Source organism: Exiguobacterium sp. SH0S2 (assembly GCF_004337185.1).
GTDB lineage: Bacteria > Bacillota > Bacilli > Exiguobacteriales > Exiguobacteriaceae > Exiguobacterium > Exiguobacterium aurantiacum_A.
This window is the reverse complement of record NZ_SJVB01000002.1, coordinates 586791-611117: the sequence shown is the minus strand read 5'-3', so window position 1 is coordinate 611117 and position 24327 is coordinate 586791. Positions and strand designations below refer to the sequence as shown.

At 54.4% G+C, this 24327-nt stretch carries 27 protein-coding genes and 2 riboswitches; of the genes, 14 read left to right on the top strand and 13 right to left on the bottom strand.

The features are described 5' to 3' along the window. Window positions 1–123 precede the first annotated feature (123 nt). Window positions 124–954: a TerC family protein gene (locus EVJ21_RS07800; RefSeq protein WP_131458846.1), complete on the top strand. Its 831-nt coding sequence runs from the start codon at window positions 124–126 to the stop codon at window positions 952–954. 43 nt (window positions 955–997) lie between these two features. On the opposite strand, the gene EVJ21_RS07795 is transcribed toward EVJ21_RS07800, so the two are convergent. From EVJ21_RS07795 to EVJ21_RS07780, 4 genes are read right to left on the bottom strand one after another with little or no spacing between them, the layout of a single operon-like run. Then, on the bottom strand, window positions 998–1531 hold the full coding sequence (locus tag EVJ21_RS07795) for a cupin domain-containing protein (RefSeq protein WP_131490280.1): 534 nt from the start codon (window positions 1529–1531) through the stop codon (window positions 998–1000). A gap of 13 nt (window positions 1532–1544) precedes the next feature. Then, window positions 1545–2162, bottom strand: a complete 618-nt coding sequence (locus EVJ21_RS07790; protein ID WP_131464717.1) for a methylthioribulose 1-phosphate dehydratase — start codon at window positions 2160–2162, stop codon at window positions 1545–1547. After that, window positions 2159–2809, bottom strand: coding sequence for a 2-hydroxy-3-keto-5-methylthiopentenyl-1-phosphate phosphatase (locus EVJ21_RS07785; protein WP_131464715.1), 651 nt, complete (start codon window positions 2807–2809; stop codon window positions 2159–2161). Before EVJ21_RS07785 ends, EVJ21_RS07790 begins: the two co-directional genes overlap by 4 nt. Next, window positions 2806–3960: a 2,3-diketo-5-methylthiopentyl-1-phosphate enolase gene (locus tag EVJ21_RS07780; RefSeq protein ID WP_131490279.1), complete on the bottom strand. Its 1155-nt coding sequence runs from the start codon at window positions 3958–3960 to the stop codon at window positions 2806–2808. The genes EVJ21_RS07785 and EVJ21_RS07780 overlap by 4 nt, the downstream gene beginning before the upstream one ends. A gap of 71 nt (window positions 3961–4031) precedes the next feature. Then, window positions 4032–4134: riboswitch (SAM riboswitch) on the bottom strand. 205 nt (window positions 4135–4339) lie between these two features. Continuing rightward, window positions 4340–4442: riboswitch (SAM riboswitch) on the top strand. 81 nt (window positions 4443–4523) lie between these two features. Between EVJ21_RS07780 and mtnK the strand changes: the two genes are divergently transcribed. After that, window positions 4524–5678 carry an S-methyl-5-thioribose kinase gene (gene mtnK / locus EVJ21_RS07775; protein ID WP_131490278.1) on the top strand — a complete coding sequence of 385 codons (1155 nt, stop codon included), beginning with the start codon at window positions 4524–4526 and terminating at the stop codon, window positions 5676–5678. Further along, complete coding sequence (gene mtnA, locus EVJ21_RS07770; RefSeq protein ID WP_131490277.1) at window positions 5675–6709, top strand: S-methyl-5-thioribose-1-phosphate isomerase; 1035 nt, start codon at window positions 5675–5677, stop codon at window positions 6707–6709. The genes mtnK and mtnA overlap by 4 nt, the downstream gene beginning before the upstream one ends. Window positions 6710–6817: 108 nt before the next feature. Here mtnA and EVJ21_RS07765 read toward each other — a convergent pair whose 3' ends face one another. Continuing rightward, window positions 6818–7300 carry a GNAT family N-acetyltransferase gene (locus EVJ21_RS07765; RefSeq protein ID WP_131490276.1) on the bottom strand — a complete coding sequence of 161 codons (483 nt, stop codon included), beginning with the start codon at window positions 7298–7300 and terminating at the stop codon, window positions 6818–6820. A 79-nt stretch (window positions 7301–7379) separates the two neighbouring features. On the opposite strand from EVJ21_RS07765, the gene EVJ21_RS07760 reads away from it, so the two are divergent. Next, the gene (locus EVJ21_RS07760; RefSeq protein WP_071398449.1) at window positions 7380–7760 is read left to right on the top strand and encodes a VOC family protein; all 381 of its coding nucleotides are present in this window, start codon (window positions 7380–7382) and stop codon (window positions 7758–7760) included. A 31-nt stretch (window positions 7761–7791) separates the two neighbouring features. On the opposite strand, the gene EVJ21_RS07755 is transcribed toward EVJ21_RS07760, so the two are convergent. Next, a complete protein-coding gene (locus EVJ21_RS07755; protein ID WP_070328289.1) occupies window positions 7792–8097 on the bottom strand; it encodes a winged helix-turn-helix transcriptional regulator in 306 nt (101 codons plus the stop codon). 117 nt (window positions 8098–8214) lie between these two features. On the opposite strand from EVJ21_RS07755, the gene EVJ21_RS07750 reads away from it, so the two are divergent. Genes EVJ21_RS07750 through EVJ21_RS07740 form a run of 3 tightly spaced genes read left to right on the top strand, consistent with a single transcriptional unit; the run spans window position 8215 to window position 10803 of the window. Then, window positions 8215–8706, top strand: a complete 492-nt coding sequence (locus EVJ21_RS07750) for a lactoylglutathione lyase family protein (RefSeq protein WP_070328288.1) — start codon at window positions 8215–8217, stop codon at window positions 8704–8706. Window positions 8707–8708: 2 nt separating this feature from the next. After that, on the top strand, window positions 8709–9689 hold the full coding sequence (locus tag EVJ21_RS07745) for a zinc-binding dehydrogenase (RefSeq protein WP_131490275.1): 981 nt from the start codon (window positions 8709–8711) through the stop codon (window positions 9687–9689). 49 nt (window positions 9690–9738) lie between these two features. Next, complete coding sequence (locus tag EVJ21_RS07740; RefSeq protein ID WP_131490274.1) at window positions 9739–10803, top strand: threonine aldolase family protein; 1065 nt, start codon at window positions 9739–9741, stop codon at window positions 10801–10803. Between the two features lie 54 nt (window positions 10804–10857). Here the strand turns inward: EVJ21_RS07740 and EVJ21_RS07735 are convergent, their stop codons facing one another. Next, a complete protein-coding gene (locus EVJ21_RS07735; protein WP_070328285.1) occupies window positions 10858–12039 on the bottom strand; it encodes a TsoY family (seleno)protein in 1182 nt (393 codons plus the stop codon). A gap of 343 nt (window positions 12040–12382) precedes the next feature. Here EVJ21_RS07735 and EVJ21_RS07730 point away from each other — a divergent pair, with 343 nt between their 5' ends. The 5 genes from EVJ21_RS07730 (at window position 12383) to EVJ21_RS07710 (ending at window position 16311) form a co-directional block, all read left to right on the top strand. Beyond that, on the top strand, window positions 12383–13576 hold the full coding sequence (locus tag EVJ21_RS07730) for an FAD/NAD(P)-binding oxidoreductase (protein ID WP_131464703.1): 1194 nt from the start codon (window positions 12383–12385) through the stop codon (window positions 13574–13576). 17 nt (window positions 13577–13593) lie between these two features. After that, window positions 13594–14151 carry a hypothetical protein gene (locus EVJ21_RS07725; RefSeq protein ID WP_131464701.1) on the top strand — a complete coding sequence of 186 codons (558 nt, stop codon included), beginning with the start codon at window positions 13594–13596 and terminating at the stop codon, window positions 14149–14151. A gap of 120 nt (window positions 14152–14271) precedes the next feature. Beyond that, entirely contained in the window at window positions 14272–15297 is a 1026-nt protein-coding gene (locus EVJ21_RS07720; protein ID WP_131490273.1) for a PAS domain-containing sensor histidine kinase, read from the top strand. Next, entirely contained in the window at window positions 15284–15925 is a 642-nt protein-coding gene (locus tag EVJ21_RS07715; protein WP_236633471.1) for a response regulator, read from the top strand. The genes EVJ21_RS07720 and EVJ21_RS07715 overlap by 14 nt, the downstream gene beginning before the upstream one ends. Before the next feature lie 14 nt (window positions 15926–15939). After that, a complete protein-coding gene (locus EVJ21_RS07710; protein WP_021066029.1) occupies window positions 15940–16311 on the top strand; it encodes a YidH family protein in 372 nt (123 codons plus the stop codon). Window positions 16312–16354: 43 nt separating this feature from the next. On the opposite strand, the gene EVJ21_RS07705 is transcribed toward EVJ21_RS07710, so the two are convergent. From EVJ21_RS07705 to EVJ21_RS07685, 5 genes are all read right to left on the bottom strand, one after another. Further along, window positions 16355–16855 carry an SRPBCC family protein gene (locus EVJ21_RS07705; protein ID WP_070328281.1) on the bottom strand — a complete coding sequence of 167 codons (501 nt, stop codon included), beginning with the start codon at window positions 16853–16855 and terminating at the stop codon, window positions 16355–16357. 88 nt (window positions 16856–16943) lie between these two features. Then, on the bottom strand, window positions 16944–19229 hold the full coding sequence (gshAB, locus tag EVJ21_RS07700) for a bifunctional glutamate--cysteine ligase GshA/glutathione synthetase GshB (RefSeq protein ID WP_131490272.1): 2286 nt from the start codon (window positions 19227–19229) through the stop codon (window positions 16944–16946). Next, window positions 19213–20541: an MATE family efflux transporter gene (locus EVJ21_RS07695; protein WP_131464693.1), complete on the bottom strand. Its 1329-nt coding sequence runs from the start codon at window positions 20539–20541 to the stop codon at window positions 19213–19215. Before EVJ21_RS07695 ends, gshAB begins: the two co-directional genes overlap by 17 nt. Before the next feature lie 132 nt (window positions 20542–20673). Next, complete coding sequence (locus tag EVJ21_RS07690; protein WP_131490271.1) at window positions 20674–21147, bottom strand: hypothetical protein; 474 nt, start codon at window positions 21145–21147, stop codon at window positions 20674–20676. Beyond that, window positions 21144–21353, bottom strand: coding sequence for a helix-turn-helix transcriptional regulator (locus tag EVJ21_RS07685; protein ID WP_131490270.1), 210 nt, complete (start codon window positions 21351–21353; stop codon window positions 21144–21146). Before EVJ21_RS07685 ends, EVJ21_RS07690 begins: the two co-directional genes overlap by 4 nt. Window positions 21354–21471: 118 nt before the next feature. On the opposite strand from EVJ21_RS07685, the gene EVJ21_RS07680 reads away from it, so the two are divergent. Next, a complete protein-coding gene (locus EVJ21_RS07680) occupies window positions 21472–22404 on the top strand; it encodes a ring-cleaving dioxygenase (RefSeq protein WP_131490269.1) in 933 nt (310 codons plus the stop codon). A gap of 164 nt (window positions 22405–22568) precedes the next feature. Here the strand turns inward: EVJ21_RS07680 and EVJ21_RS07675 are convergent, their stop codons facing one another. Further along, window positions 22569–23012 carry an RrF2 family transcriptional regulator gene (locus EVJ21_RS07675; RefSeq protein WP_131490268.1) on the bottom strand — a complete coding sequence of 148 codons (444 nt, stop codon included), beginning with the start codon at window positions 23010–23012 and terminating at the stop codon, window positions 22569–22571. A 190-nt stretch (window positions 23013–23202) separates the two neighbouring features. Here EVJ21_RS07675 and EVJ21_RS07670 point away from each other — a divergent pair, with 190 nt between their 5' ends. Beyond that, window positions 23203–24303, top strand: coding sequence for a globin domain-containing protein (locus tag EVJ21_RS07670; protein ID WP_131490267.1), 1101 nt, complete (start codon window positions 23203–23205; stop codon window positions 24301–24303). Window positions 24304–24327: the final 24 nt, after the last annotated feature.

The following is a 24327-nucleotide window of genomic DNA, read 5'->3' as shown; positions in this document are numbered from 1 at the left end:
AACTTCAGACATTGAATAAAAGAAGATTGATTTAATTTGCGCACGGGAATAAAATGTTCCTGTGAACTTAAAAATAGATCACTGTTAAATATGAAGGAACACAAACAAAAAGGGGATGTTTTAATGGATTGGCAGTTAATCCTGCAGTACGCCTGGATCATCGTCGTACTCGTCGGTCTTGAAGGGCTACTATCTGCAGACAACGCGCTCGTGTTGGCCGTCATGGTCAAGCACTTGCCGCGGACAGAACAGAAGAAAGCGCTATTCTACGGTTTATTAGGAGCGTTCGTCTTCCGCTTCATCGCATTATTCTTAATCTCGTTCTTAATCAACGTCTGGCAAGTCCAAGCACTCGGTGCCCTTTACTTGATCGGGATGAGCGCGCGACATCTATATATGACGTATAAGGCGCGCAAGATGGATCCAAGACAAGACCTCGCTGCCGAGGCGAAAGAAGAGACGGCAATTACCGAGAAGCCGGTCACGAAAAAAGAGTTTTGGTGGACGGTCGTAAAAGTCGAGTTCGCCGACATCGCTTTCGCGGTCGACTCGATCTTGGCAGCGGTCGCACTCGCAGTCAGCTTGCCGCCGCTCGGTCTTGGAGAGATCGGTGGAATCGACTCAGGTCAATTCTTCGTCGTCTTGACGGGTGGACTCATCGGGGTCATCTTGATGCGATTCGCGGCCCGCGTCTTCGTGAAGTTGCTGCATCAACGTCCGACACTGGAGACGGCCGCCTTCCTCATCGTCGGCTGGGTCGGTGTGAAGTTGACGGTACTCGTCCTCGAACACCCTGGCTTCAAGGAATTGATTGCCGGTACACCGTTCGCGTTCATGGGTCTTCCAGACGGTTTCGTCCACTCGTTAGGTTGGACACTGTTCTTCTGGTCGGTCATGGTTGGGATTGCTGTTTGGGGTTGGTTCTCTTCCAAACCGACAGCGGTCAAGCATTAAAAAAAATCCTGTCTTTCGCGTATGCGGAAGGCAGGATTTTTTGTTAGGCAGTCACGTCTTGCTTCTCGTAGATCGGCACCCAGCCTTCTGTTGTCACGAAGATGCGGACGGCGACGACTTGGCGGTCGTCTTGGAGCGTGAAGTAGTGGCGCGTGTTCACCGGGACCGAAATCAAATCGCCCGGATTGAGTTCGATGTTGAAGTAGCCACGTTCGGCGTCGTCGATGGCGAAGATGCCGTGCCCGCTGACGATGAAGCGGACCTCGTCGTCCGTATGATGGTGTTCCTTTTGGAAGTTGACAAGCAGTTCGTCCAAGTTCGGTGTCGCGTCAGACAGCGAGATGACGTCGGCCGTTTGATAGCCGCGGCGCTCCGACACGTCTTGAATCTCGTCACGGAACGTTGCGAGGATGGCTTGCTTGTCGTCGTCCGTCAGTTCGTAGTTTTCTTGAAGCGCGATCGGAAGTTTAGCGATGTCCCACTGCTCATACAGGATACCACGCGATTCTAAAAATACGTTCACTTCAGTTTGGTCGACGAGACGCTCTTCAGTTTGTTGAAAATAGACAGTTGCCATAGATAGTTCCTCCTTATGAATGGACGCCTAAGGCGCGTAGTTTTAGCGTGTAGCTGAACAAAAATTCGTATGCTTCTAAATAGCGCTTCGCCGCAGCCGGCGTCTCGCCCCAGACCGTGATGCCGTGATTACGGATGAGGACGGCACCGGCGCTTGAATGGACGTGAGGCGCGAAGGCGGCCGCGAGCGTCGGGATGTCGGCATGATTGTCGATGATTGGGACCCGGACGACCGCGTCCTCTTCCCAATACCCGAGTGCCTTGATGATCTCTTGCCCCGTGAAGACGACCTCACCGTTCACGGCATGGAGCTCGGAGATGACGTTGTTGTCGACCGTATGTACGTGGAGTGAACACGCCGCCGCGGTCTTGTTGAACACCTCGACGTGTAACAGCGTCTCAGCGGACGGTTTACCAGTTTGTTCGCCAAGTAACCTGCCGGCCGCGTCGACGAGGACGAAATCGTCCGCGGTCCGTTTTCGTTTATCGCGTCCGCTCGCCGTGACGAGGAAGGTCAGCGGGTCGTCGGAGACACGAATCGCCAAATTGCCACTCGTTCCGGGGAACCAGTCGCGCGCGGCGAGTTCGTCTTTAATGTCGGCGAGTTCAAGCCAACGTGCGGTCACGCTCATACGTGCACCTCCTTCATGTGATGGGTGATGTCGTCGAACGTCTCGAACGGGGCGTAGGCGATGCCTTCTGCTTCACAGAGCGTGATGAGTTGCCCACGGGCGTAGACGAAATCGGCCCGTTTGGCGATCTCGAAGTCGGTCACCGAGTCACCGATGACGATCAAGCGATCAACGGGATCGACGATCGTCCGGGCGATTGTCGGTTTGCAGCAACCACAATCATTCGTGCAATGCGCGTCACAGGCGTAGGGCCAGTCGACGCGTACCGTCTCGCCTGAGAAGTCGGCGACGTTACAGTAGATGTGGTCCGGCGCGACGTGGTCTTGCAAGATCGGGTGCACGAAAAAGTCCATGCCGCCGCTGACGACGTCGAACTTCCAGCCATGTTCTCGGATCTCTTCCAAAAATGCTGGGAAACCTGGGCGCAAGGTGATGCGGTCCAGCAAGTAGTCACGGTACGCCGAAGCGTCAGCGCTCGGCAACAGCTGGAACATCTGCCCGACCCCGGAGCGGATCGAGATGTCTTGAGCGAGCACATCGTCTTTGAGCGCGTGCCATTCGGGCGGTGCGAACGCCCGCATCAAAGCGATGATGTTGTCCTCGGCCGTGATCGTCCCATCGAAGTCACACAAGATGTGAATCGTCATTGTTTTGACCACGCCTTTAACGCGGCCTCGAGCTCGTTCGTCTGGCTCGCCACGCCCAATACTTGCTCAATCGCTTGTCGGAACGCCCGGGCCCCGGCGGCCGCGCCGTCTGGGTGACCGTGGATGCCGCCGCCGGCGTTGATGACGACGTCTGTGCCGAAATCACGGATGATGTCCGGGACGAGCCCCGGATGGATGCCGGCCGACGGGACCGGTAGAATCGGCTTCGCCCAGTGCGGCCGAGCACTGCTATCCCGAATCGCGAACGCCTCATCGGATGGTGTCGCAAGTGAACCGTATGGGGACGGGAACAGCGTCAAGTCGGCCCCCGCGAGGCGGATCAATTTTCCGAGCAAGAGCGAGTGGCTGATCGAGCCGGTCAAGGCGCCGGCGAACGCCGGGTGCGCCAAAATCGGGACGTTAATTGTTGGATCGCTCGCGAGTTCGCGGAGTGTGTCGAGCCCGTATGTATAGACGTTGAACAACAGTGCCGTCGCGCCCGCCTCGATCAAGCGGAGCGCTTGGTCACGCAGCCCGAACACCGGACCGCTGAGCGTGATGGCATAGAGCGAACGTTTCCCGGTCGTTTCGAACTGTTCTTGGATGACGGCCGCTCCGATTTTAGCTCGTTCAAGCGACGGAGTGAGCGGGTTGTCGTATAGGATTTCATCATCTTTGACGATGTCGATGCCGCCGGCGAGCTGGTCTCGAAGTTGCTGTTCTAAGAAGCGTAAATCACGGCCGATGATCCCTTTAAAGATGCTCATGACGAGCGGGCGATCATGGACGTCGAGCAACTCACGAACGCCTTGAACACCGAACTTTGCTCCGGGGAATTCAGATGCAAGCGTTTCGGGTAACGTTAAGTCGATCAAGCGTACCGAGTCATCGAGCGATAATTTCCCGAACGTCGTCGTCAAGATGGATGAGAAGTCGGGCGTGACGTTATGGAGCGGATAACGGATTGTGAAGCGGCTCGTCGTTTCCGTATGCGTCGTTGAGACGATCTCGCCCCGATACGCCTTTAATTGTTCTTGCTCTAGGTGAGGCAGTTCCGTCCACGTGCCGACGGTCAGTTCGAGGGCGATTTTCTCGGCGACAGTCGCGACGCGGTCCGTCCGGCTGATTTCATATGTGGCAGTAATACTCATGTTCGTTCCTCCTTCCGGTCAAACAAAAAATGACCCCATGCCGAGGCAAGAGGTCATCATAAAAAAATGAACTCTTATCTCTCAGCTTACGCTGCAAGAATTAGCACCGTGCCCAATCGGGTCGGTTGCTGCGACATCATCGGGCTTGTCCCCTCCGTCTGCTCTTGATAAGAATGTATTTTGAAGTTGTGAAATTTAATTGAATTTTGTCACACAATATCCGGTTCGTCAATTCCTTTTTTTGAGAAAAAAAGTTTGAGTTCGTTGTTACCATATATGCATAAAAAAAGTGACCGTTGCTCCAGCAAATTGCCGTTGACAAAGGTGGGGTCGAGTCCGTATTATTCATCACAACAAGTTCACACAATCGAATACGACACTCTTATCGCGAGTTGGCAGAGGGAATTGGCCCGATGACGCCGCAGCAACCGACCAGTAGGCACGGTGCTACATCCACCAGACATACGTCTGACAGATGAGAGGAACAACCGTTACGGCTGTGCCTCTTTCTCGCGGAGAAAGGGGCTTTTTTTGTGGGGAATATACCGAAAGGGGAAACAGACATGGCTTATCAACCATTTACAGAACAGACAGTCGTCGAGCACGTCAGAACGTTAGGGTTACTCGAAGATGGGGGCATCGCGCATTGCGAGGAGATCGGGGACGGCAACTTGAACCTCGTCTTCCGCATCCGTCAAGGCGAAACGAGCCTCATCGTCAAGCAGGCGCTACCGTATGCGAAAGTCGTCGGCGAGAGTTGGCCGCTCACACTTGAACGGGCGTGGATCGAGCAGCTCGCGTTGCGCGAATTCGCCAGCGTCGTCCCGCGTTTCGTCCCGGTCGTTCTCGGCAGTGACCGGACGCTCGCCTACACGATTTTAGAAGACTTGTCCGACTTTGATATCGTCCGGACGGGCTATTTGGAAGGGAAAACGTATCCTGAACTTGCCCGTCACATCGGTGAGTTTTTAGGACAGACGTTGTTTGAGACGTCCGACTATGCGGCCGGCCCGATTGAGAAGAAGCGGAAAGAACGGGATTATTACAACCCGGAACTATGCGATATCACTGAAAAACTGATCTTCACCGATCCGTACAAAGATGCCGAATCGAACAACATCGAAACCGCGCTCCGTCAGGACGTCGAAGCGCTTTGGCGTGACCAGAAATTGAAAGTGGAGGTCACGAAACTGAAAGTCGGTTTCGTCACGAAACACGACGCGCTCTTGCACGGGGACTTACATACAGGCAGCATCTTCGCGACGCAACAAGAGACGAAAGTCATCGATCCGGAGTTCGCTTTTTATGGACCGTTCGGCTTTGACATCGGGCAAATCGTCGCCCATTTGACGCTATCGACGTTCCATGACCCACTCAAACGGTTCGAACGGTTCACGGACGTATTGACGGTATGGGAGACGTTTGAGAAGACGTTCCGGACGAAGTTTGAGACGGCGGTCGAACCGTTCAACACGGACGGATTCGTCGATGAGCTACTTCAAACCATCTTTAGCGACACGATCGGCTATGCCGGATGCGAACTGATTCGCCGCGCCATCGGCCTCGCAGGAGTCAATGACCTCGAGACGTTACCGGAAACGGTCCGGCTCGAGCGGAAACGGGAAGCGCTCACGCTCGGCACGACGCTCATTAAACAGCGCCACGATATCCGTTCGATCGATGATTTAGTGACGCTGTTAGCGGGGGTACGCGTATGACAGTCCAAAACATTCGCTTCGACCCGAACCGGGACGAGCTCGTCATTTTAGACCAAACGTTACTGCCCCATGAGGAGCGGTACGTGACGATCGCGACGCTCGAACAGGCGGAGCACGCCATCGAGACGTTACAAGTCCGAGGCGCGCCGGCCATCGCCTATTTCGGCGCATTCGTGCTCGCGAAAGAAGCGGTCCGGCTTCAAGATGACCCGGACTTCACACGCCGGCTCGACCTCGTCGGCCGTCGGTTGATCGCGACCCGTCCGACGGCGGTCAATCTGCAAAACGTGATCGAGTCGCTTCTCGGATTCAACGTCGGAGACGACTTTGAAAGGATCGCGACTGACATCAAACATCGGGCCATCGCGCTGTTCGAGCGAGACGTCGACACGTATCGGGCCATCGGGGAGCATGCGCTCACGGTGCTGCCAGCAGGGGGGAACGTCTTAACGATCTGTAACGCCGGGGCGATCGCGACGTCGCGTTACGGGACTGCGCTCGCTCCGTTTTACGTCGGGAAAGAGCGAGGTATCGCGTTTAACGTCTTCGCTTGTGAGACGCGGCCGCTCCTCCAAGGGGCACGCCTGACCGTCTGGGAACTCGACCAGGCCGACATCGACGTCACGCTCATCACCGACAATATGGCCGCTTGGACGATTCAGGCGAAAGGGGTCGACGCCATCATCGTCGGCGCTGACCGCATCACACGGACGGGTCACGTCGCCAATAAGATTGGCACGCTTCAGCTCGCCGTCCTGGCTAAACATTACGGGATCCCGTTTTACGTCGCGGCCCCGCATTCGACGTTCGATTTGACGGCGGACGATGTGATTCAAATCGAGGAGCGGAGCGCGCTAGAAGTGACCCATATCGGCGGACAACCTACGGCGCCGGTCGGGATCACCGTCTTTAACCCGGCGTTTGACGTCACACCGCCTGAACTGATCACCGGACTCATCACCGAAGCGGGCGTGTTCGAGCCGAATGAAGCAGCGATCACACACCATGTAGGGGGAACGGTTCACGTGTGAAACAGCAGCTCCGTGCTTGCCCGAACGATGAAGTGTGACCGTCTTGGTATGAGACGGGAATGGCCAGATTTACTTAGTCGACAAAGGCACCGGGCAGCAGAAAAGCCCTCAGAATCTATCCTGAGGGCGCTTTTTGCGTTCTAATGCGATGAAGTCGAACGTACTCCCGTTCGTGTCTTGTTGAAACGAAGCCACTTGTCGAAACCCGCAAGCTTCATACACGCGAATCGCCCGCGCGTTGAACGTGGCAACCGACAAGGTGATACGATTTGGGTCGAACGTAGATTCGATGAAATCAAGAATCGAGGTGACGAACGCTCGTCCGGTCCCGTTTCCGGTCAGACCTGGCTTCATGCCTAAACCGAGGTCAATCGTATCGGCGTCTGTTTGATGCACGCTAACGAAACCGACCAGTTCGCCATCGTTCGTGATGGCGAATACCGATTGCCCTCGTTGTTCGGTGTCTAAAAACTCGGCCAAGTCGTCTTCGTCAGCCTCCATATCGTAAAAAGCATACTCTCCATCGTAATGCCAACTGAAGGCGATTGTTTCGGCCTGCGCTTGTGTCATCAAAGCGAACTTATACGTCATAGTGATTTCCTCGTTTCAAAAGGATAGATAGGTGCTACACTTTCGATAGTACCATCAATTCAAGAAGTGAGGTGACCACATGGGAATCAAACTAGATATGGTCGGCATCGTCGTCGAGGATATGAAGCGAGCGCTCGACTTCTATCGGCTGCTCGGACTGTCGATTCCAGTATCAATGAACGGGGAAGCGCACGTTGAAGTTGACGAAGGCGGCGTCCGGCTCGCCTTTGACACAGTCGAGGTGGCGGAGTCGGTGTATGGGGAATGGAAACCGGCATCGGGGCATCGGGTCGAGCTCGCTTTCCTGTGCGACAGCCGTGAAGCGCTCGATACACTGTTTGAAGCTATCTTCAAACAAGGATACGTGATTCATCGTGAGCCGTGGGACGCGTTTTGGGGACAACGTTACGCCATCGTCGTCGATCCGGACGGGAACCTCATCAGCCTATTCGCGTCATGACAAAACCCTCGCCGGAAAACTTGGCGAGGGTTTATTCGTCTCGGGTTTCGCCCCAAGAGCAGAGCGCCTTCATCGCTGGTTGCAGGCTAAACGCCTCCTCGGTGAGGGAGTATTCGACGTGGAGCTGTTTGTCGGTCGAATAGTCGTCGCGTCGGACCATGCCGAGCTGTTCGAGTTCGCGCAGTTGGTCGGTCAACACTTTGCGGCTGACGTCGGGGATGGCGCGCTGAATCTCCGAGAAGCGGCGCGGGCCGGTCTCGAGCGTGCAGTACACTTGTGGACGCCATTTACCGCCGATGATGTCGAGCGCCTTGTTGACGGGGAACGGGGTCGTCATGTTCAGTTCGCCTCGCTTTCGGGTAGTTACTTCAATGTGCGTACTTTTTTTCTTGCTACGATGAAGGTATCTTATCGTTATCGACCCAAATGAGCAACCAAAAAGGAGCGGATCAATTTGACTTATCCACGTACATTCTCACATATCGGGCTATCAGTCCCCAGTGTGACGGAAGCAGTGAAATTTTATGAAGACGTGATGGGCTGGTACACGATTATGCAACCGTCGGACGTCGTTGAGGATGACTCACCGATCGGCGTCATGTGCACCGACGTGTTCGGCCCGGGCTGGGGCAAGTTCCGCATCGCCCACATGTCGACCGGTGACAAGATCGGCATCGAGCTGTTCGAGTTCCCTAACAACGAGAAACCGGAGAATAATTTTGAGTTTTGGAAAACAGGCATCTTCCACTATTGCGTCCAAGACCCAGACATCGAAGGGCTCGTCGAGAAGATTGTCGCCCACGGTGGCAAACAACGGATGCCGATCCGCGAGTATTACCCGGGCGATAAGCCGTACCGGATGGTGTACTGTGAAGATCCGTTCGGCAACCTCGTCGAGATCTACTCGCATTCGTATGAACTGACATATTCGGAAGGAGCGTACTAATCATGAAAGCATGGCTACTTGAACAACCTGGCTTAGAAAATATGCACCTCGGGGACATCGAACGACCGACCCCGGGCGCGGGCGAACTGCTCATCAAAGTCGAAGCGGTCGCCTTGAACCCGGTCGACTATAAAGTCGGCACGAACGGCAACCCGAACTGGGCATACCCGCACATCCTCGGCGTCGACCTCGTCGGCGAAGTCGTCGAAGTCGGCTCGAGCATCGCCAACATCATCACCGGCTCACGCATCGCCGTCCATACGAGTCTCGCGAACAACGGAGGTTTCGCCGAGTACGCTGTCGTCGACGCGCGTGCTTGTGCCGTCGTACCGCAAGACGTGAGCGACGAAGCGGCAGCAGCCATCCTCTGTGCCGGCATGACGGCGTATGAAGCGGTCATGCAGAAGCTGAACACGCGCGATAAAGAGACGATTCTCGTCCACGCCGGAGCGGGCGGGGTCGGCGGCTACGCGATTCAGCTCGCGAAAAAGCTCGGTCTCAAAGTATTCACGACGGCATCGCCGGAAAACTTTGAATGGGTCACATCACTCGGCGCCGACGTCGCAATCGACTACAACGTCGAGGACGTGACGGAACGAATCATGGAACTGACGGACGGCCGTGGTGTCGATCTGATTTTGAACACGGTCGGCCGCGACGTGGCGACAGCCGATCTCGATCGCCTCGCGTTCAGCGGACAGCTCGCTCATATCGCCGGTCCGCCTGACATGTCGAACATGAAAGGGTTCACGCTGTCACCATCGATCCATGAAGTCGCCCTCGGTGCGGCCCATGCGAGCGAAGACGAGCGCGCGATTCGCAACTTGGCGTATATGGCTGAGGAGTTGATGAAACTGCTCGAAACGGGTGAACTGAACGACCTCGTCACCGACGTATTGCCGTTCGACCGCTTGAAAGACGGACTCGAACAGCTTCAGACGCGGAAAGTACGAGGCAAGTTGATCGTCCGCGTACGCGACTAAATCTTGGCCTCTTGTCTCGTGACAAGGGGCTTCTTTTGGAGGGGATGACATGGATTTACGGACGTCATATCAACAGACGACGCATCAACTGAGCGGGCACGGGAAACGGAACGTCGGCGTCTTACAGCGCGCGTTCGAGCAAGCCGACCCGGAGCAAACGAGCGACCATTATGGGACGGGTGAGGTCATCGAACAATTCGAACAAAAGCTCGCCACGCGGCTCGGGACGGAAGCCGCTGTTTTCTTTCCGAGCGGCACGATGGCACAACAGATTGCCTTACGCATCTGGTCAGACGAGACGGCTAATCGAAGCGTCGCCTATCATCCGCTCTGTCACTTGGAGATTCATGAACAAGACGGGTTGAGACAGCTGCATCACCTCGAGCCGCTTTTGATCGGGGGAGCGGACCGATTGATGACGCTTGAAGAAGTGAAGGCATTACCGGACGTCGCTTGCCTGTTGGTCGAGTTGCCGCAACGTGAGCTCGGCGGTTATTTGCCACCGTTTGATGAGCTTGAAGCGATCAGCCGGCACTGCCGGGATCGGGGGATTCATCTGCATCTCGATGGGGCCCGCCTGTTCGAGACGTTACCATATTATGAGAAGACGGCCGAAGAAGTATGCGCCTTGTTCGATAGCGTCTACGTCTCGTTCTACAAAGGGATCGGCGGTGTCGCCGGGGCGATTTTGGGCGGACCGAAAGCGTTCTGTGACGAGGCAAGAATCTGGAAACGGCGCTATGGCGGCGACTTGATCGGCTTATACCCGTACATCACCCCGGCCGACTACTACTATGAGCTCAGGAAAGACCGAATGGGAACGTACTACGAACATGCCAAAGCGCTCGCAACCCGGTTCAATGCGCTCGACGGTGTCTGGACGACGCCGGATGTGCCGGTGACGAACATGTTCCACCTTCATATGAATGGGGACGCAGAAACCGTCTCGAATTGGATCGAGCGTGTCCAAACGGAGACAGGCATCGGCATCACCGGGTACGTCGTGCCGCATGACGGTCATTGTTCGACCGAGATCAGTGTCGGGGATGCGTTTTTAGACATCGATACGTCTCGGCTCGACAAGTTGTTCGAGGTACTCTCCCATCAACAATAACAAAAGCCCTGAAGAAACAATCGTTTCGACAGGGCTTTTGTTGAGGAACGATGCTTACGCGGCCTCAAGTTTGGATACGTTTTTTCGTAGTGAAAGGTGTTTGACCGACAGTGTGATGAGCCATTGGATCGTCTTCGCTTGGACGAATACGAGCGGTGACAAGATGACGTAGTGCATCAGACTATGCGCTGTGATGAAGTCGTTTTGAACGAGTCCCCAGTGGACGAAGAACATACCGAGGACAACGTAGGCGACACCTGGGCAGATGAGGCCGAAGCTCGCCGCGCCATCAGGCTGTTCGTTGAAATAGTCGAGACGACGCAATACACGGAATCCGATCAAGCCGACGGCAGTGCTCGCCATGAACAGGAAGCCGAGTACGACGAACAGTAGCGCCGTGTTGACATGTGTCTCGAGTAGCCGGTGCGACACCATCGAATAGATTCGAACGAACGTGATTCCAGTGAGCGTGAAGATCGGAATCAGTAACCAGACGGTCGGTGCGCCAGGTTTGGCCAGACCTTTCGCCAATACGGCACGTAAACTCATACCGCCGAAGAAGAGGAGGATACCGCTGACGAGCGCTAAGAACAAGAGGGAGGCGACCGTCGATGTGACATAGACCCATGGTGTCGTCGACATCGCGGCAGGGCTCGCTAAACCGACAGCGACCATGACAAACGCGAACGCTCCTAAAAATTGTCCGAATTGATTCAAGTTGTCGACCGGGAATTTACCGTTCGCCATAACGTTGGAGATGTACTGAACATAAAGCACGAGCGCGTAGACGCCGATTGCCAAGAATGCGAGCAAGGCGAACGGGAAGAGTGATTGGACGTTGGCCCATAGTCCAGGGACGAACAAGGCGCCGAGAATGAACACGACGTTGACGCTCATCGCGTATGTAAGCGGTTCGGCCATGACCGCCACTTCACCCGGAGTGCCTTTGAGAGCCTGATAAGCCGACGTTCGCTTGTACGTGTGGAACGAGCGGACGTTCCAAATGAGCAGGCGGAAATGGTTCACCGCGAGCGCCAAGATGATGAGGGAGACAGCGACAACGAGAATTTGCGCAGTTCCTCCTTTCTCAAACGTGGCCCGCAAATGATCGAAATGGGGGAGTGGTGAATCCGGATGCGGAATCAAAAACATGAAATACATAAAGAACGAGACGGCGAGCCCGCCGTTACCGAGTGCTGATAAGAAGTAGAGCGGATGATAAGGTCGTTGTGTCATTGTGAAAAAGTCCTCCTAAAAAATTAGATAACCAATTTATACCCCCTATGGTATAATGGAGTCAATACTTTCCTCGTCAAATGAGGGGAATCCCCTATGCCGTTTTGATGAGGAAATCACGTCGGGTGAAGTGATTTAACTCACAGATTGACCCAGGAAAACAACTGGGGCACTTCATGACTAGATGACGACGATCATAGTTGCGTCCTATAGTCCGGGAGAAATTGAGGGACTTCCCCTATATAAGTTGTATGCGCTTTCAACTATGCTGAAGGCGTGGGTAAGTTCACTGAATTGACATAATTTTGTCGGTCATCTACGGAAACGAAAGGGGAATTGCTTTATGCGTACTCATTATCGAGTTGTCATCGTCGGAGCCGGTACCGGAGGGATTAGCGTCGCTGCTCGCCTGCTTCGTGAAAAACATCATTTAGCCGATGAGGTTTTGCTGATCGACCCTGAAGAGAAACACTACTATCAACCACTTTGGACGCTCGTCGGAGCCGGTGCCGCGAAAAAAGAAGAGTCGGAGCGAGACATGGCGACACTCATCCCAAAAGGTGCAAAATGGCTTCAGGACAAGGTGATCAGCTTCGACCCAGAAGCCAATCAAGTCGAGACGGCTGTCAACGGGACGATTTATTACGACTACTTGGTCGTCGCGTCGGGGATTGAAATCGATTGGGGTCGGATCAAAGGGTTAGAAGCAGCGCTTGGGACGAAACAAGTATGTAGCAACTACTCGTATCAACACGTCGACTACACGTGGGATACCCTTAGGGGTTTTGAGGGCGGGACCGCGTTGTTCACGCACCCGGCATCACCTGTGAAGTGTGGCGGGGCCCCGCAAAAAATTATGTATATGGCAGAAGATTACTTTGTGAAAACAGGTGTCCGCGATAATAGTAAGATCGTCTTCGGATCGGCCAACCCGGCTATCTTTGACGTTGCCAAATATCGGACGGCGCTCGAAAAAGTACTCGAACGAAAACGGATCGACACACATTTCCGTGTCAATTTAATCGAAATTAAAGCAGATGACAAAGTCGCTGTCTTTGAACAGTTAGATAGCGGTGAAACGTTCGAGATGCGCTATGACATGATTCACGTCACGCCACCGATGCAAGCACCGACATTCATTCGAGAAAGCAAGCTTGCGGACGCGGGTGGATGGGTCGATGTCGATATGTACACGCTTCAACATAAACAGTATAAAAACGTCTTCGGACTCGGTGACTGCACGAATTTACCAACGTCGAAGACCGGGGCCGCGATTCGGAAACAAGCGCCCGTCGTCGCTAAAAATGTGGGTGACCTCATGTATGGTCAAGTCCCGGTCGCGTCGTATGACGGCTACTCGTCTTGCCCGATCGTCACAGGTTACAACAAACTCATCTTGGCCGAATTTGATTACGAGAAAGTTCCACAAGAGTCGATGCCGTTCAATCAAGCGAAAGAACGCCACAGCATGTACATCTTGAAAAAAGACTTTCTTCCAGTCATGTATTGGAACGGGATGTTGAAAGGGACGATGTGAGAAAGGGGGAGAAGACGATGGAACGTACACCAACGAAAGAACAGACATTAGAATCTGTGTTGACGCGGCCGGACGTCGAGCAAGCGCTCGTCTCCCTCGTCGAACGATTGCCCGAGATTGAGAAGTCGCTTCGCCGCCTCGAAGACGCCGTCGATTTCGGGATGGCGACGTTGAACGACCAGCAAGTGAGACAAAAAGTCGACACGCTCCTCGACTCATCGAATTTACAGGTCGAGACGCTCGAGGCGGCGGTCAAGCTCGCCGAGAAGTTGCCGATGTTGCTCCAGGTGACGAACCAGCTTGAACAAGTGCTCGCCTTCGCACAAGACGTCTACGCGGACGAGCAGACACGAGAACTGATCGGTCAACGGGTCGATGAATATGTCGCACCGGTAAAAGAAAAAGCCGACGCCACGCGCACGATGCTCACCGAAATCCGAGCACGGGCCGAACGCGACGACCGCAACATCACGTTGTTCTCGCTCGTTCGTTGGCTGAAAGAGCCATCGGTCCAGCACGGCCTCAAGTATATGCAGGCGACGGTCGAAGTATTGTCCGAACAAACAAAAAAATAATGAACCGGTCCGGACGTGAATGCATCACGTCCGGTTTTTGTATGCTCAAATAGTTGGCAACAATTACCCGCGGGGGTATGATGGGGGAAACGAGAAGGCAGACAGAAAGGAGGGGGCGGATTGGCACTTCAAGATTTTGAACGCCAGATCTTAAATGTCCTAAAAGACGGGGTCATCGTGATGGACCATGATCGAAACATCATCACGATGAACGAGGCAGCCGAACAATTGACCGGGTGGCGGCTAGGAGAACCTGTCCCGTACTGTTCATTTTGTCAACGACGTGAAATCGGTCCGGACGAAGATCGATGCTACTTGATCCAACATGAGCGCTCCCCGTACTTCACGTCAGAGATGCCGACATATTCGGGAAAGATGGTCGACGTGGAGATGAATACGGCGCGAATTTTGAACGATCCGATATCGGGTGCGACGTACTATTTGCTCGTGCTTCGCGATTTTACGGAACGCAAGCGCCGGGAAGCGCATGCGCTTCGCGAACAGATGGTGCGGGAATTGATTCGAGCCCGGGAGGAAGAGCACGAACGGCTCGCCCAAGAACTCCACGACGGGGTCGGTCAATCGTTGTTCAGCATCGCCCTCGCCCTCGGTGCGCTCCAGTCCGATGTATCCGACCCAGACAAAAAAGACTACATCGAATCCGTACTCGCCGAAGTGGGCCGACTGATCGATAACGTGCGCGGCTATTCGAAACAACTGCGCCCGATCGAGCTGGATCAATTCGGACTCGGCTCGGCGTTGAACGTGTTAGTTGATAGTTTTGCCACCAGATACCCGCTCGTCACGTTTCGGACCGACATTCGTTTAGCTGACCGCTATGAGCGCGTCATCGAAATCAACGTGTATCGCATCGTCCAAGAGGCGCTCGTCAATAGCATGAAGTATGCACAGGCGAGTACGATCGATTGCCGCATCGTCGAGCATGACGGACAAATCGATGTGCTGTTTAAAGATGACGGGAACGGGTTCGATCAACAACGAGTGGCGAAAGGATTAGGGCTTCGTCATATGGAAGAACGGACGAAAACGATTCACGGTACGTTTACACTCGAATCAGTCATCGGACAAGGCACTGAAATTTCAGTGTCCGTTCCGATTGAGCGAGGTCGCTATGACACCGATTGATGTGCTGATTGTCGATGACCACGAACTCGTCCGGCGTGGATTGAAGTTGATGTTTCGTCCCTATAAAGACATCAACGTTGTCGGGGAAGCGGCCGAAGGGACGACAGCCATCCAGGAAGCGATGCGGACGATACCGGACGTCGTCTTGCTCGACATCACGATGCCGAACGGACTCGACGGATTTATGACGGCAAAAGCGTTAGCGCAAGAAGTACCGACCGCCAAAGTCATCCTGCTCACGATGCACGATGAGGAGCTTTACATCAAACGCGCGCTCGAGCTCGGTGTGCCCGGCTATTTATCCAAAAATAGTGATCCGGCCCAGCTCGTCGACGGCATCAAGCAAGTGATGGAAGGGAAGCGTTACTATGCAACGTCTCTGTCGGAAGCGTTTATCGAGAAAGCAGCATCGCAAAAGACAGAGTCGGTGCTGACGCGGCGTGAGTCGGAAATTGTACGTTTGACAACGCTCGGTTACGGAAATATCGAGATTGGAGAGAAACTCGGCATCAGTCCGAAGACGGTCGAGAACCATAAAGGACGCGTCATGCAGAAACTTCAAATCAAGCATCGACACGAGCTCGTCCAGTTCGCGTTGAAAAATCGGTTGATCGACTACGACGGCTAGAAAGAGGGGAAGTTATGAAACTAGATTTAGAGAAGACGGTCGATTCACAGTACATTCAACAGCACCTCGCCAACGAGCGGACGTTCCTCGCCTGGATCCGGACGGCCATCACCGTCATCGGGATCGGCTTCCTCGTGACGAACTTTCATTACTATCGAAGTGAGAACTTGAGCGGGGCCGAGCATCAACTGATCACGGCGATCGGCATTTTGTCGATCATCTTCGGTATCGCGACGATCCTCGTCGGGACACGGTCGTACTTGAAGAAAGTGCACACGATCAACTCGCAGCAGTTCAAGTCGGCGAAGATGAGCCTCGTCGCGCTCGCCATCGGGATGGTGTTCATCTTCACGCTCATCTTGATTGTCAGTTATTTTCTGTTTTAACAAAAAACCGCCCGCATCTCAACCGAGGTGCGGGCGGTTTTGGTTATCTCGAGACGATGGCGTTGAGACGATCGAGTTGTGACGAGAAGCCTTCGACGGCGCCCATTTCGACGACCTGTTTGAGAGCAGCATCGTCTGTGAACTCGGAGCGGCTGACGAGCAACGTCCCGTCCGGAATGTCGATAAATTCGTTCGTGATCGTCATGACCGGGAAGTCGGGATTGACGTTCCCCGCCTCGTCTGCAAAAGCATCAAGGTAGACAATCCGGGAATGGGGATCGATTTCAAGGAACGTCGCCTTGCCCCATGACTCCATCCCGACATAATCGACTTGGTCCTCATCGACACAGGTCATGCAATAATGCCATGTCCCACCCGGTTCAAACTCAAACGTGCGGATGTCTGTTTTCCATCCCGCAGGTCCCCACCACGCCTCTAAGTGAGCCGGGCTTGAGAATGCCTCGAACACGAGCTCACGTGGCGCTTTGAAACTCCGCTCAACAACCAACGTCTTACCTTCGACGTGCGATTTGACCGTTCCCATTTGAAAGACTCCTCTCTAGAGAAAGTACGGTACACCGACTTGAAACGATGTAGTCCTTATTCCCGAATTGAGCGTCCTTCCAACCTGATCAGTCAAACAACAAATCGAGCACCGTCTCGCCGATGGGACGTTCTTTCCCTTCGTACGGGAAGGAATGGATATGGATGGCCGGGTTGAAGTTCAATTCGATGATGCCGTAGTCATTTTCTGCGTCAAGCGACGGGATCATCATATCGACGCCGCAAATCGTGGCACCGATTGCTTTCGCCGAATCGACCGCGACCTGTTTATAAAAGTCAGAGATTTGGTCCGTATAGTCGATGCTGTCGCCACCTGTGCTAATGTTCGAGTTCTCGCGCAAGAAGACGCGTTCGCCGTCAGCGAGGACGCTGTCAGGAGTTTTGCCTTGCGGACGCAGGAACGATACGACGATGTCGTCGATCTCGATCTTCTCGAGCGGTGTCTTATAGCCTTTGCCGCGGAGCGGATCCTCATTTTTCTTCGCAACGAGCTCGCGGATCGTCGAGACACCGTCCCCGGTCACATTCGCCGGGACGCGGTGCAAGATGCCGGCGACCTTATCACCGATGACGAGGAAACGATATTCTTTCCCCGGTAAAAACGTCTCGAGCAAGACGACGTCGTCGAACGTGTTGGCATGGCGGAACGCCTCGAGCGCCTCGTCGAGCGTCGTCCCGTCTTTGAAGATGTGGATGCCGATCCCGAAGTTCGTCGATTTCGGCTTCAGGACGATCGGCTGAGCGGAAAACTCGGACCAGACGTTACGCAAGTCGTCTTCACTGCGCAACTCGACACCCCCAGGGACGTGGATGCCGTGTTCGGCGAGCACATGTTTTGTCACCGTCTTGTTTTCCATCATCAGCACCGACACGTAGTTATCTTTCGACGTTTTCGTCGCTTGTCTGACGTACTCGACCCGATTGCCGTGACGAAGACGGATGAATTGGTCGTCCCGGTCGACGACATCGACCGCGTAACCTCGTTTTAAGGCCGACTTCATCAAAATTTGCGTCGACAGTTCCATGTCCGTATAGCCGTGCATCCGGAACCGGTTGGCGAACGCATCTTCATAATACGTCTCGGCTTGGCGGAGTGACCAGGTCGTATAGCCTTCGTCGGTCATGACTTTTGTCAGCCGGGCCGAGTAGGTCGCTTCGACGTTGTTAATCCGTTCCCGGACGGACGCGAAGACGTCAGCAAAACCGAGGTCGTGTTGCGCGTTGAACGACTCGATGTCAGCGACGAGATCACGAGCGAACGTTTGCAGCGCGACCGGCTCGCCATCACGTTCGAGGACGAGTGACGGCGATAGTCCCTCTTTGGCGACGAGCTGTTGGTTACGGAACGCCTCGGCTTGCCAGTCCGCAAAGTCAGTCTCGTCTTTCAACGCTAAATAGAGCAAGAAGACGTGCAGGAATCGCAAATCATCGAGTGCGATACCGGTCTTCTCGAACGGATTGAGGTCGATGTTGCGAATCTCGATATAATCGATGCCGTTCTTCTCGAGCCGGTCGAGGTCATTTCCGCCGCGTGACGTCTTCAGTCGAATCGGCGAGTACAGCTCGTTCGGGTTGGCGATGTCACCGTTCGCGATCAACCGGCGGACGCTACTCGCATAGTCTGGGAGCGTCGCATAGTTCGGATAGAGCGGTTCGACGTTCGTATAACCGCAGTCACTATTTCGGTACGACAGCGCCGTCGTATTCGAGTAGACGTCCTCGTTCAACGCCTGCATTTGGCTGACGCAGCGTTCCTCGTAGCTCGTATGGACGGCAGGCGTTCCGCCGAGCAAGTAGACAGCGAGCCAGCGCAGGCGCAAATAGTTGCGGACGAGCTTCAAATAGAGCTCGTTTTTGAAGCGGTCATATTGCTCGGGAGACCCTTCATATAACGCGGCGATCAACTCGTCCGAGAACGAGAAGTTGAAATGGATCCCGGAGATGAGCTGTTTTTTCGCCCCGTACTTTTGAAGCAGATGTTCACGGTAACGGCCGGCCTCAATACCGGAACTGCCGAAGTCGGCGAGCGGGATGACGCCGCCGTCCGGCAACGGGCACGGCATCGACTGTGGCCAAAGCCGCTCGTCGCCGATATTTAGCGCCGTGATGTCATAAAGCGTCTCTAAAAAGTTATGTGCCGCTTCGACGGTCGGGAACGTCGGCGTGATCAGTTCGATCTGGCTCTCAGAAAAATCGGTCGTAATATACGGGTGCGTCGCTTTGTCACCGAGACTTGACGGATGTTTCGTCACGGCGAGCGTCCCGTCTGTTGTCACACGTAGCATTTCGCGTTCGATCGCGAACCGTCCGCTCGTGAGAAGTTGCTTGGATAATTGCTTAAATCGCTTCTGCAAGTGAAGTCACTTCCTTTTTCTTTAGTCGAACAAACAGTGCCGAGACGAGCCCTTTGACGATGCTCGAGATGGCGATGCTCCACCAGATGGCGTCGATGCCGAGATACGGCTCGAGGAGGATGGCAAGCGGGATCCTCGCGACGGTGAAGACGATAGAGATCATCGCCGGGATCTTCGGCAGCCCGAGTCCTGAGAAATAACCGTTCCCGATCATCTCGAGCGAGGCGAAGATGAGGGAGACGCTGATGATACGTAAATAGCTGGCCCCGATCTCGATCGTAGTCGGATCATCGACGAAGGCGCGGATGAGCACGTCCGGGAAGAAGAGGAATACGAGCGTGATTAGCCCGGTATAGAGCATACCGAGGTGCGTCGTCACGCGATACCCTTCGTGCACGCGTTCAATCTGTCGGGCGCCGATATTTTGGCCGGTATAGCTCGCAATCGCCCCGTTCAGTCCGCCGATCATCATGTAGGCAATCGACTCGATCTGTAGGCCGATGCGCTGGGCGGCGATCGCTTCCGTCCCGTACGATCCGATCATGCGGGCGAGAAGAATGCTGATGACGGTAAAGAGGACGCGTTGGGTCGCCATCGGGAAGCCGAGGCGAACGATCTCTGTATAGTCGGCGCGAACGGGTTCGACCGTCTCGTCCCAGTCAAAGAGCGCGCGAGCCCGATGCCAGAAGAAGCCGAACATGACGGCGTTGGCGACGAGTGTCGCCAGACCGGCCCCGAGCACGCCGAGACCGAGCGGATAGATGAAGAGCGGCGACAAGATCATGTTGAGCGTGACCCCGGTCGCATTGATCCGCATCGCCGCCGTCGTATTGCCGAAAGCGCTGAATATGCGGGCGTACAGCAAGTTGAAGAACGAGAACAACAGCATCGGTGCGCTTACGAGCAAGTAGCTGTAAGCGAGCCGCTCGACGGTTGGTGCGTTCATATTCAAAAAGCCAATCAGCGTCTGACCAAAGGCGACGAGGAGCGTCAAGAAGAACAGGCCGAGGACGAGGTTACCTCGTTTTCCGGCCTTGACGTAACGTTGAATCAACTGTTGGTCCCGCCTGCCAACGGCTTGCGACACTTTGATGCCGGCGCCGACGACAAGTAACGATTGAATCGCCTGGCCGAGCATAATATAAAAACTGGCCGCACCGATACTGGCGACGGCGTCGCTACCGAGCGCACCGACCCAAAACATATCGACGAGACTATACGTGAACTGTAAGAGCGAGCTGCCGACGAGCGGAAGGGCGAGCGCCAAGATGACGCTCTGCACACGTCCGGTCGTCAAATCGACGGTTTTCACAAGACAAGACTCCTTCAACGAATTAGTATATAACCATTTAGTTATATATAAGCACGACGAGCCAAAATTGGCAATCACGACGCCCGACTCGACGAAAAATCGACACAAAAAAAGGAATTCGAGGTGAATTCCTTACTGTCTGTAAGCGCGGATCCATGTCGTCATATACACGAGCGTCGCGATGACGAGCGTCGAAGCGAGCGCGAATACCGGATACGTCGGCCAGGATTCCTGGAAGACCGGATAAAAGAAAAATGTGAGCATGAACAACGGTACCGAGATGTTGAACGAGACGTAGGCCGCTTTCGTCGCTTTCGCCGTGATCAACGCCTCGCGTTCGTCGACTTCGCTGAACTCGGTCATGCGGACCGACCATTGGCCGAAACTCATCTTTTGGTTCGGGCGTGTCTGGAACGAGTATACCGTCCAAACGATAAAGAAAATGATCAATAATAAGAACGGTAAAAAATTGAACTCTAGCTTGAACACTCCGGCTTCAAAGGACGCCATCGACTGTGTGACTCCTGAAGCGAATGACACGATAGCGAACGCCATCAGTATATACAAGATGATGCTCGATATTGATTGAACGATGATGTGTTTCATTCTGTTTCCTCCTCAATCGTAAAAATCGATTCGACCGGTTCCTCGAACACGCTGGCAATGTGCATCGCCAGTAGGAGCGACGGGGTGTAGCTCCCTTTCTCGAGCGAGATGATCGTCTGTCTCGTCACGCCGACCTTGGCCGCAAGGTCGCCTTGAGTCAATTGATGCCGGGCCCGCAACTCTTTGACGCGATTGACTAATGGCATAGCGCCACCTCATTTCTTGTTTCTATTCACAGTGTAAAGCAAACTTTACTTAATGTAAAGCTGACTTTACTTATTTACGGGTGGTACAATAGAATCAAATGTGAAAGGGGAGAGGTCGATGAAGGCGATTTTAGGACATCATCACGTCTCGGCGATGACGGGGAATGCCAAGAAAAATTTACGATTCTACACGGAGATTCTCGGGATGCGGCTCGTCAAAAAGACAGTCAATCAGGACGATCCGTCGATGTACCACTTGTTTTATGCGGACGAGACGGGCGCACCGGGGACGGATTTGACGTTTTTTGAGCTACCGTTTCTCGGGCAGACGTATCGAGGAAGCAGCAGTATCTCACGGACGGCGCTCCGGGTGCCAGCAGGGGCGTTGCCGTACTGGCTTGAGCGGTTTGCTGCGTTCGGTGTGCTGCATGACGAAGTGACGGACGTGCTGGGCCGGCCGACGCTCTACTTTGAGGATGAGGAGGGGCAACGGCTCTGTCTCGTGGAAGGTGGTACGGGTACGCCATGGAGACAGGGACCAGTCCCTGTTGACGCTGCCGTCTTCGGTCTCGGATTTAGCGAATGGACGGTTCGGCGGCCGGAGAAGACGGAACGGGTGTTGACGGAAGTGCTCGGCTATCGCTTCTCGACCGAGTTCGAACGTGACGGTCAAGCGGTGCGTGTCTTTGAGACGGGCGACGGAGGTGTGGCGACGGAGATTCATCTCGTCGGTCGTCCCGATCTACCGTCGGAACGGCCAGGACGGGGCAGCGTCCACCACGTCGCGATTCGCATCGAGGACGATGGCGAGATGGGGCGTTGGGTTGAGCGACTCGATGCGTTCGGCATTAGCCATTCCGGGCTGATTGATCGCTATTATTTCAAGTCGATTTACTTCCGCGAGCCGAGTGGCATCTTAGTCGAGCTCGCGACCGATGGACCGGGGTTTGCGACCGACGAGCCGGTCGAGACGCTCGGGGAACGGCTGGCGTTGCCACCGTTCTTAGAGCCGAAACGAGCGGAGATTGAGAGAAAACTGAAGCCGCTATAAAATGCTGTGAGGCGAATAAAGGTGAGAGGATGAACAGGTTGGACGATTTTATCGAGCTGACATCCCATGAGCTATATGCTCAAAAAATCTTGAAGCGATGGTGGTAACCACTATACAAAGCGCAGTCACGTTTGAGAGTCACCTGTACAACAAAAGCCGGCGGACTAAATGTCCGTCGGCTTTTGTACGCCAAGTAACAGCGCTAGTTCATTCGTTCGGTTCGCCATCAGGTCGGCGATCGTGTAACGGTCGAGCACGCGCAGGAAAGCGAGCATCGCCTCGTTCAAGACGCTCCGCAGGTCACAAGCCGGTGCGATGACACAGCGGCCTTCGCCGAAGCATTCGACGAGCTCGAACGGTTCCATCGTCCGGACGACGTCGCCGACGTTGATGTCTTCCATGGGGCGGGCGAGCCGGAAACCGCCGCCGCGACCTCGTACCGATTCAAGATAGCCGTGCTTCCCGAGCTCATAGACGACTTTCATGACGTGGTTCTTTGAGATTTGATATTGGTCAGCCACTTCTTGGATCGTCACGAGACGATGGGAGAACGTGGCGCTGTACATTAATGTTCGGAGTGCGTAGTCGCACGTTTGCGTGAGCCGCATGATCGTTCACCTCTTATTTGTCCATTGTACAAGACATTTCTTGAAAGCGCGATGTCCGGAGATGTGAAAAAAGCGTGGCGGAATCAAGGCTAAAAGTTGAACTTCGTTTTAAACAAGTATTTTATATATTGCTTTTACCGTGACGAAGCTCACATAATGTATGTGTACTTTCAAAAAGGGGGAAATATTTATGTTAGATCAACAAACGATTGAAATTGTCAAAGCGACGGCACCGGTCTTGAAAGACCACGGTGTCGCCATCACGAGTCATTTCTATAAGCGCATGTTCGCAAACAATCCAGAAGTTCGTCAGTTCTTCAACCATACGAACCAACAACGCGGCCGCCAGCCAGAAGCGCTCGCCAACGCCGTCTACGCGGCCGCCGTCCATATCGACCGTCTCGAAGCGATCTTACCGGCGATCCAACCGGCGCTTCATAAACATCAAAGCTTGAACATCCGCCCGGAACATTATCCGATCGTCGGCGCTAACTTGCTCGGCGCAATTCAAGACGTTCTCGGTGAAGCAGCGACGCCTGAGATCATCGAAGCTTGGGCAAAAGCGTACGGTGTCATCGCCGACGTCTTCATCTCGCTCGAGAAACAAATGTACGCCGATGCACCATGGATCGGCTTCAAGCCGTTCACGATCGCTGAAGTCATCGAAGACACGCCGGAAGTGAAACGGTTCCGTCTTGTCGCGAACGACGGTGTCGTCGGTGTGGCTATTCCGGGCCAGTACATCTCAGTCCAAGCCCGCATCGAGGGTGAAGATATTCTACACCACCGTCAATACAGCGTCGTCGAGACGACAGAAGACGGCTACTGGATTGCGCCGAAAGCGGAAGGGCTCGTCTCGAACTGGCTTCACGAGCAAACAGTCGGTACAGAGATTCCGATGAGCGCGCCAGCAGGCGAGTTCACGATGGAAGACACGAACCGTCCGCTCACGCTCGTCGCTGGCGGGATCGGTATCACACCGCTGTTCAATATGGCGAAGACAGCGCTCCGTCAAGGTCGCTCGGTCACACTGTTACACGCCGTCCGCAGCACGAACCTCCGTCCGCTCGGTGAAGAGCTCGACGAACTCGTGAACGAGGGACTTCAGCTCATCACACACATCGACGAGGTGTCTGGCTGCATGAGCGCGACGCAGCTTACAGCACTCGATGTCGACGGTCATGACGTCTATACGTGTGGCCCGACCGCGATGATGGAGACGGTCGTCCAAACGATTCCACAAGCACGTTACGAGTTCTTCGGTCCATCGGCCGTGCTCGCCAAAGCATAAGAAAAGACGATTGCGAAAACAGTC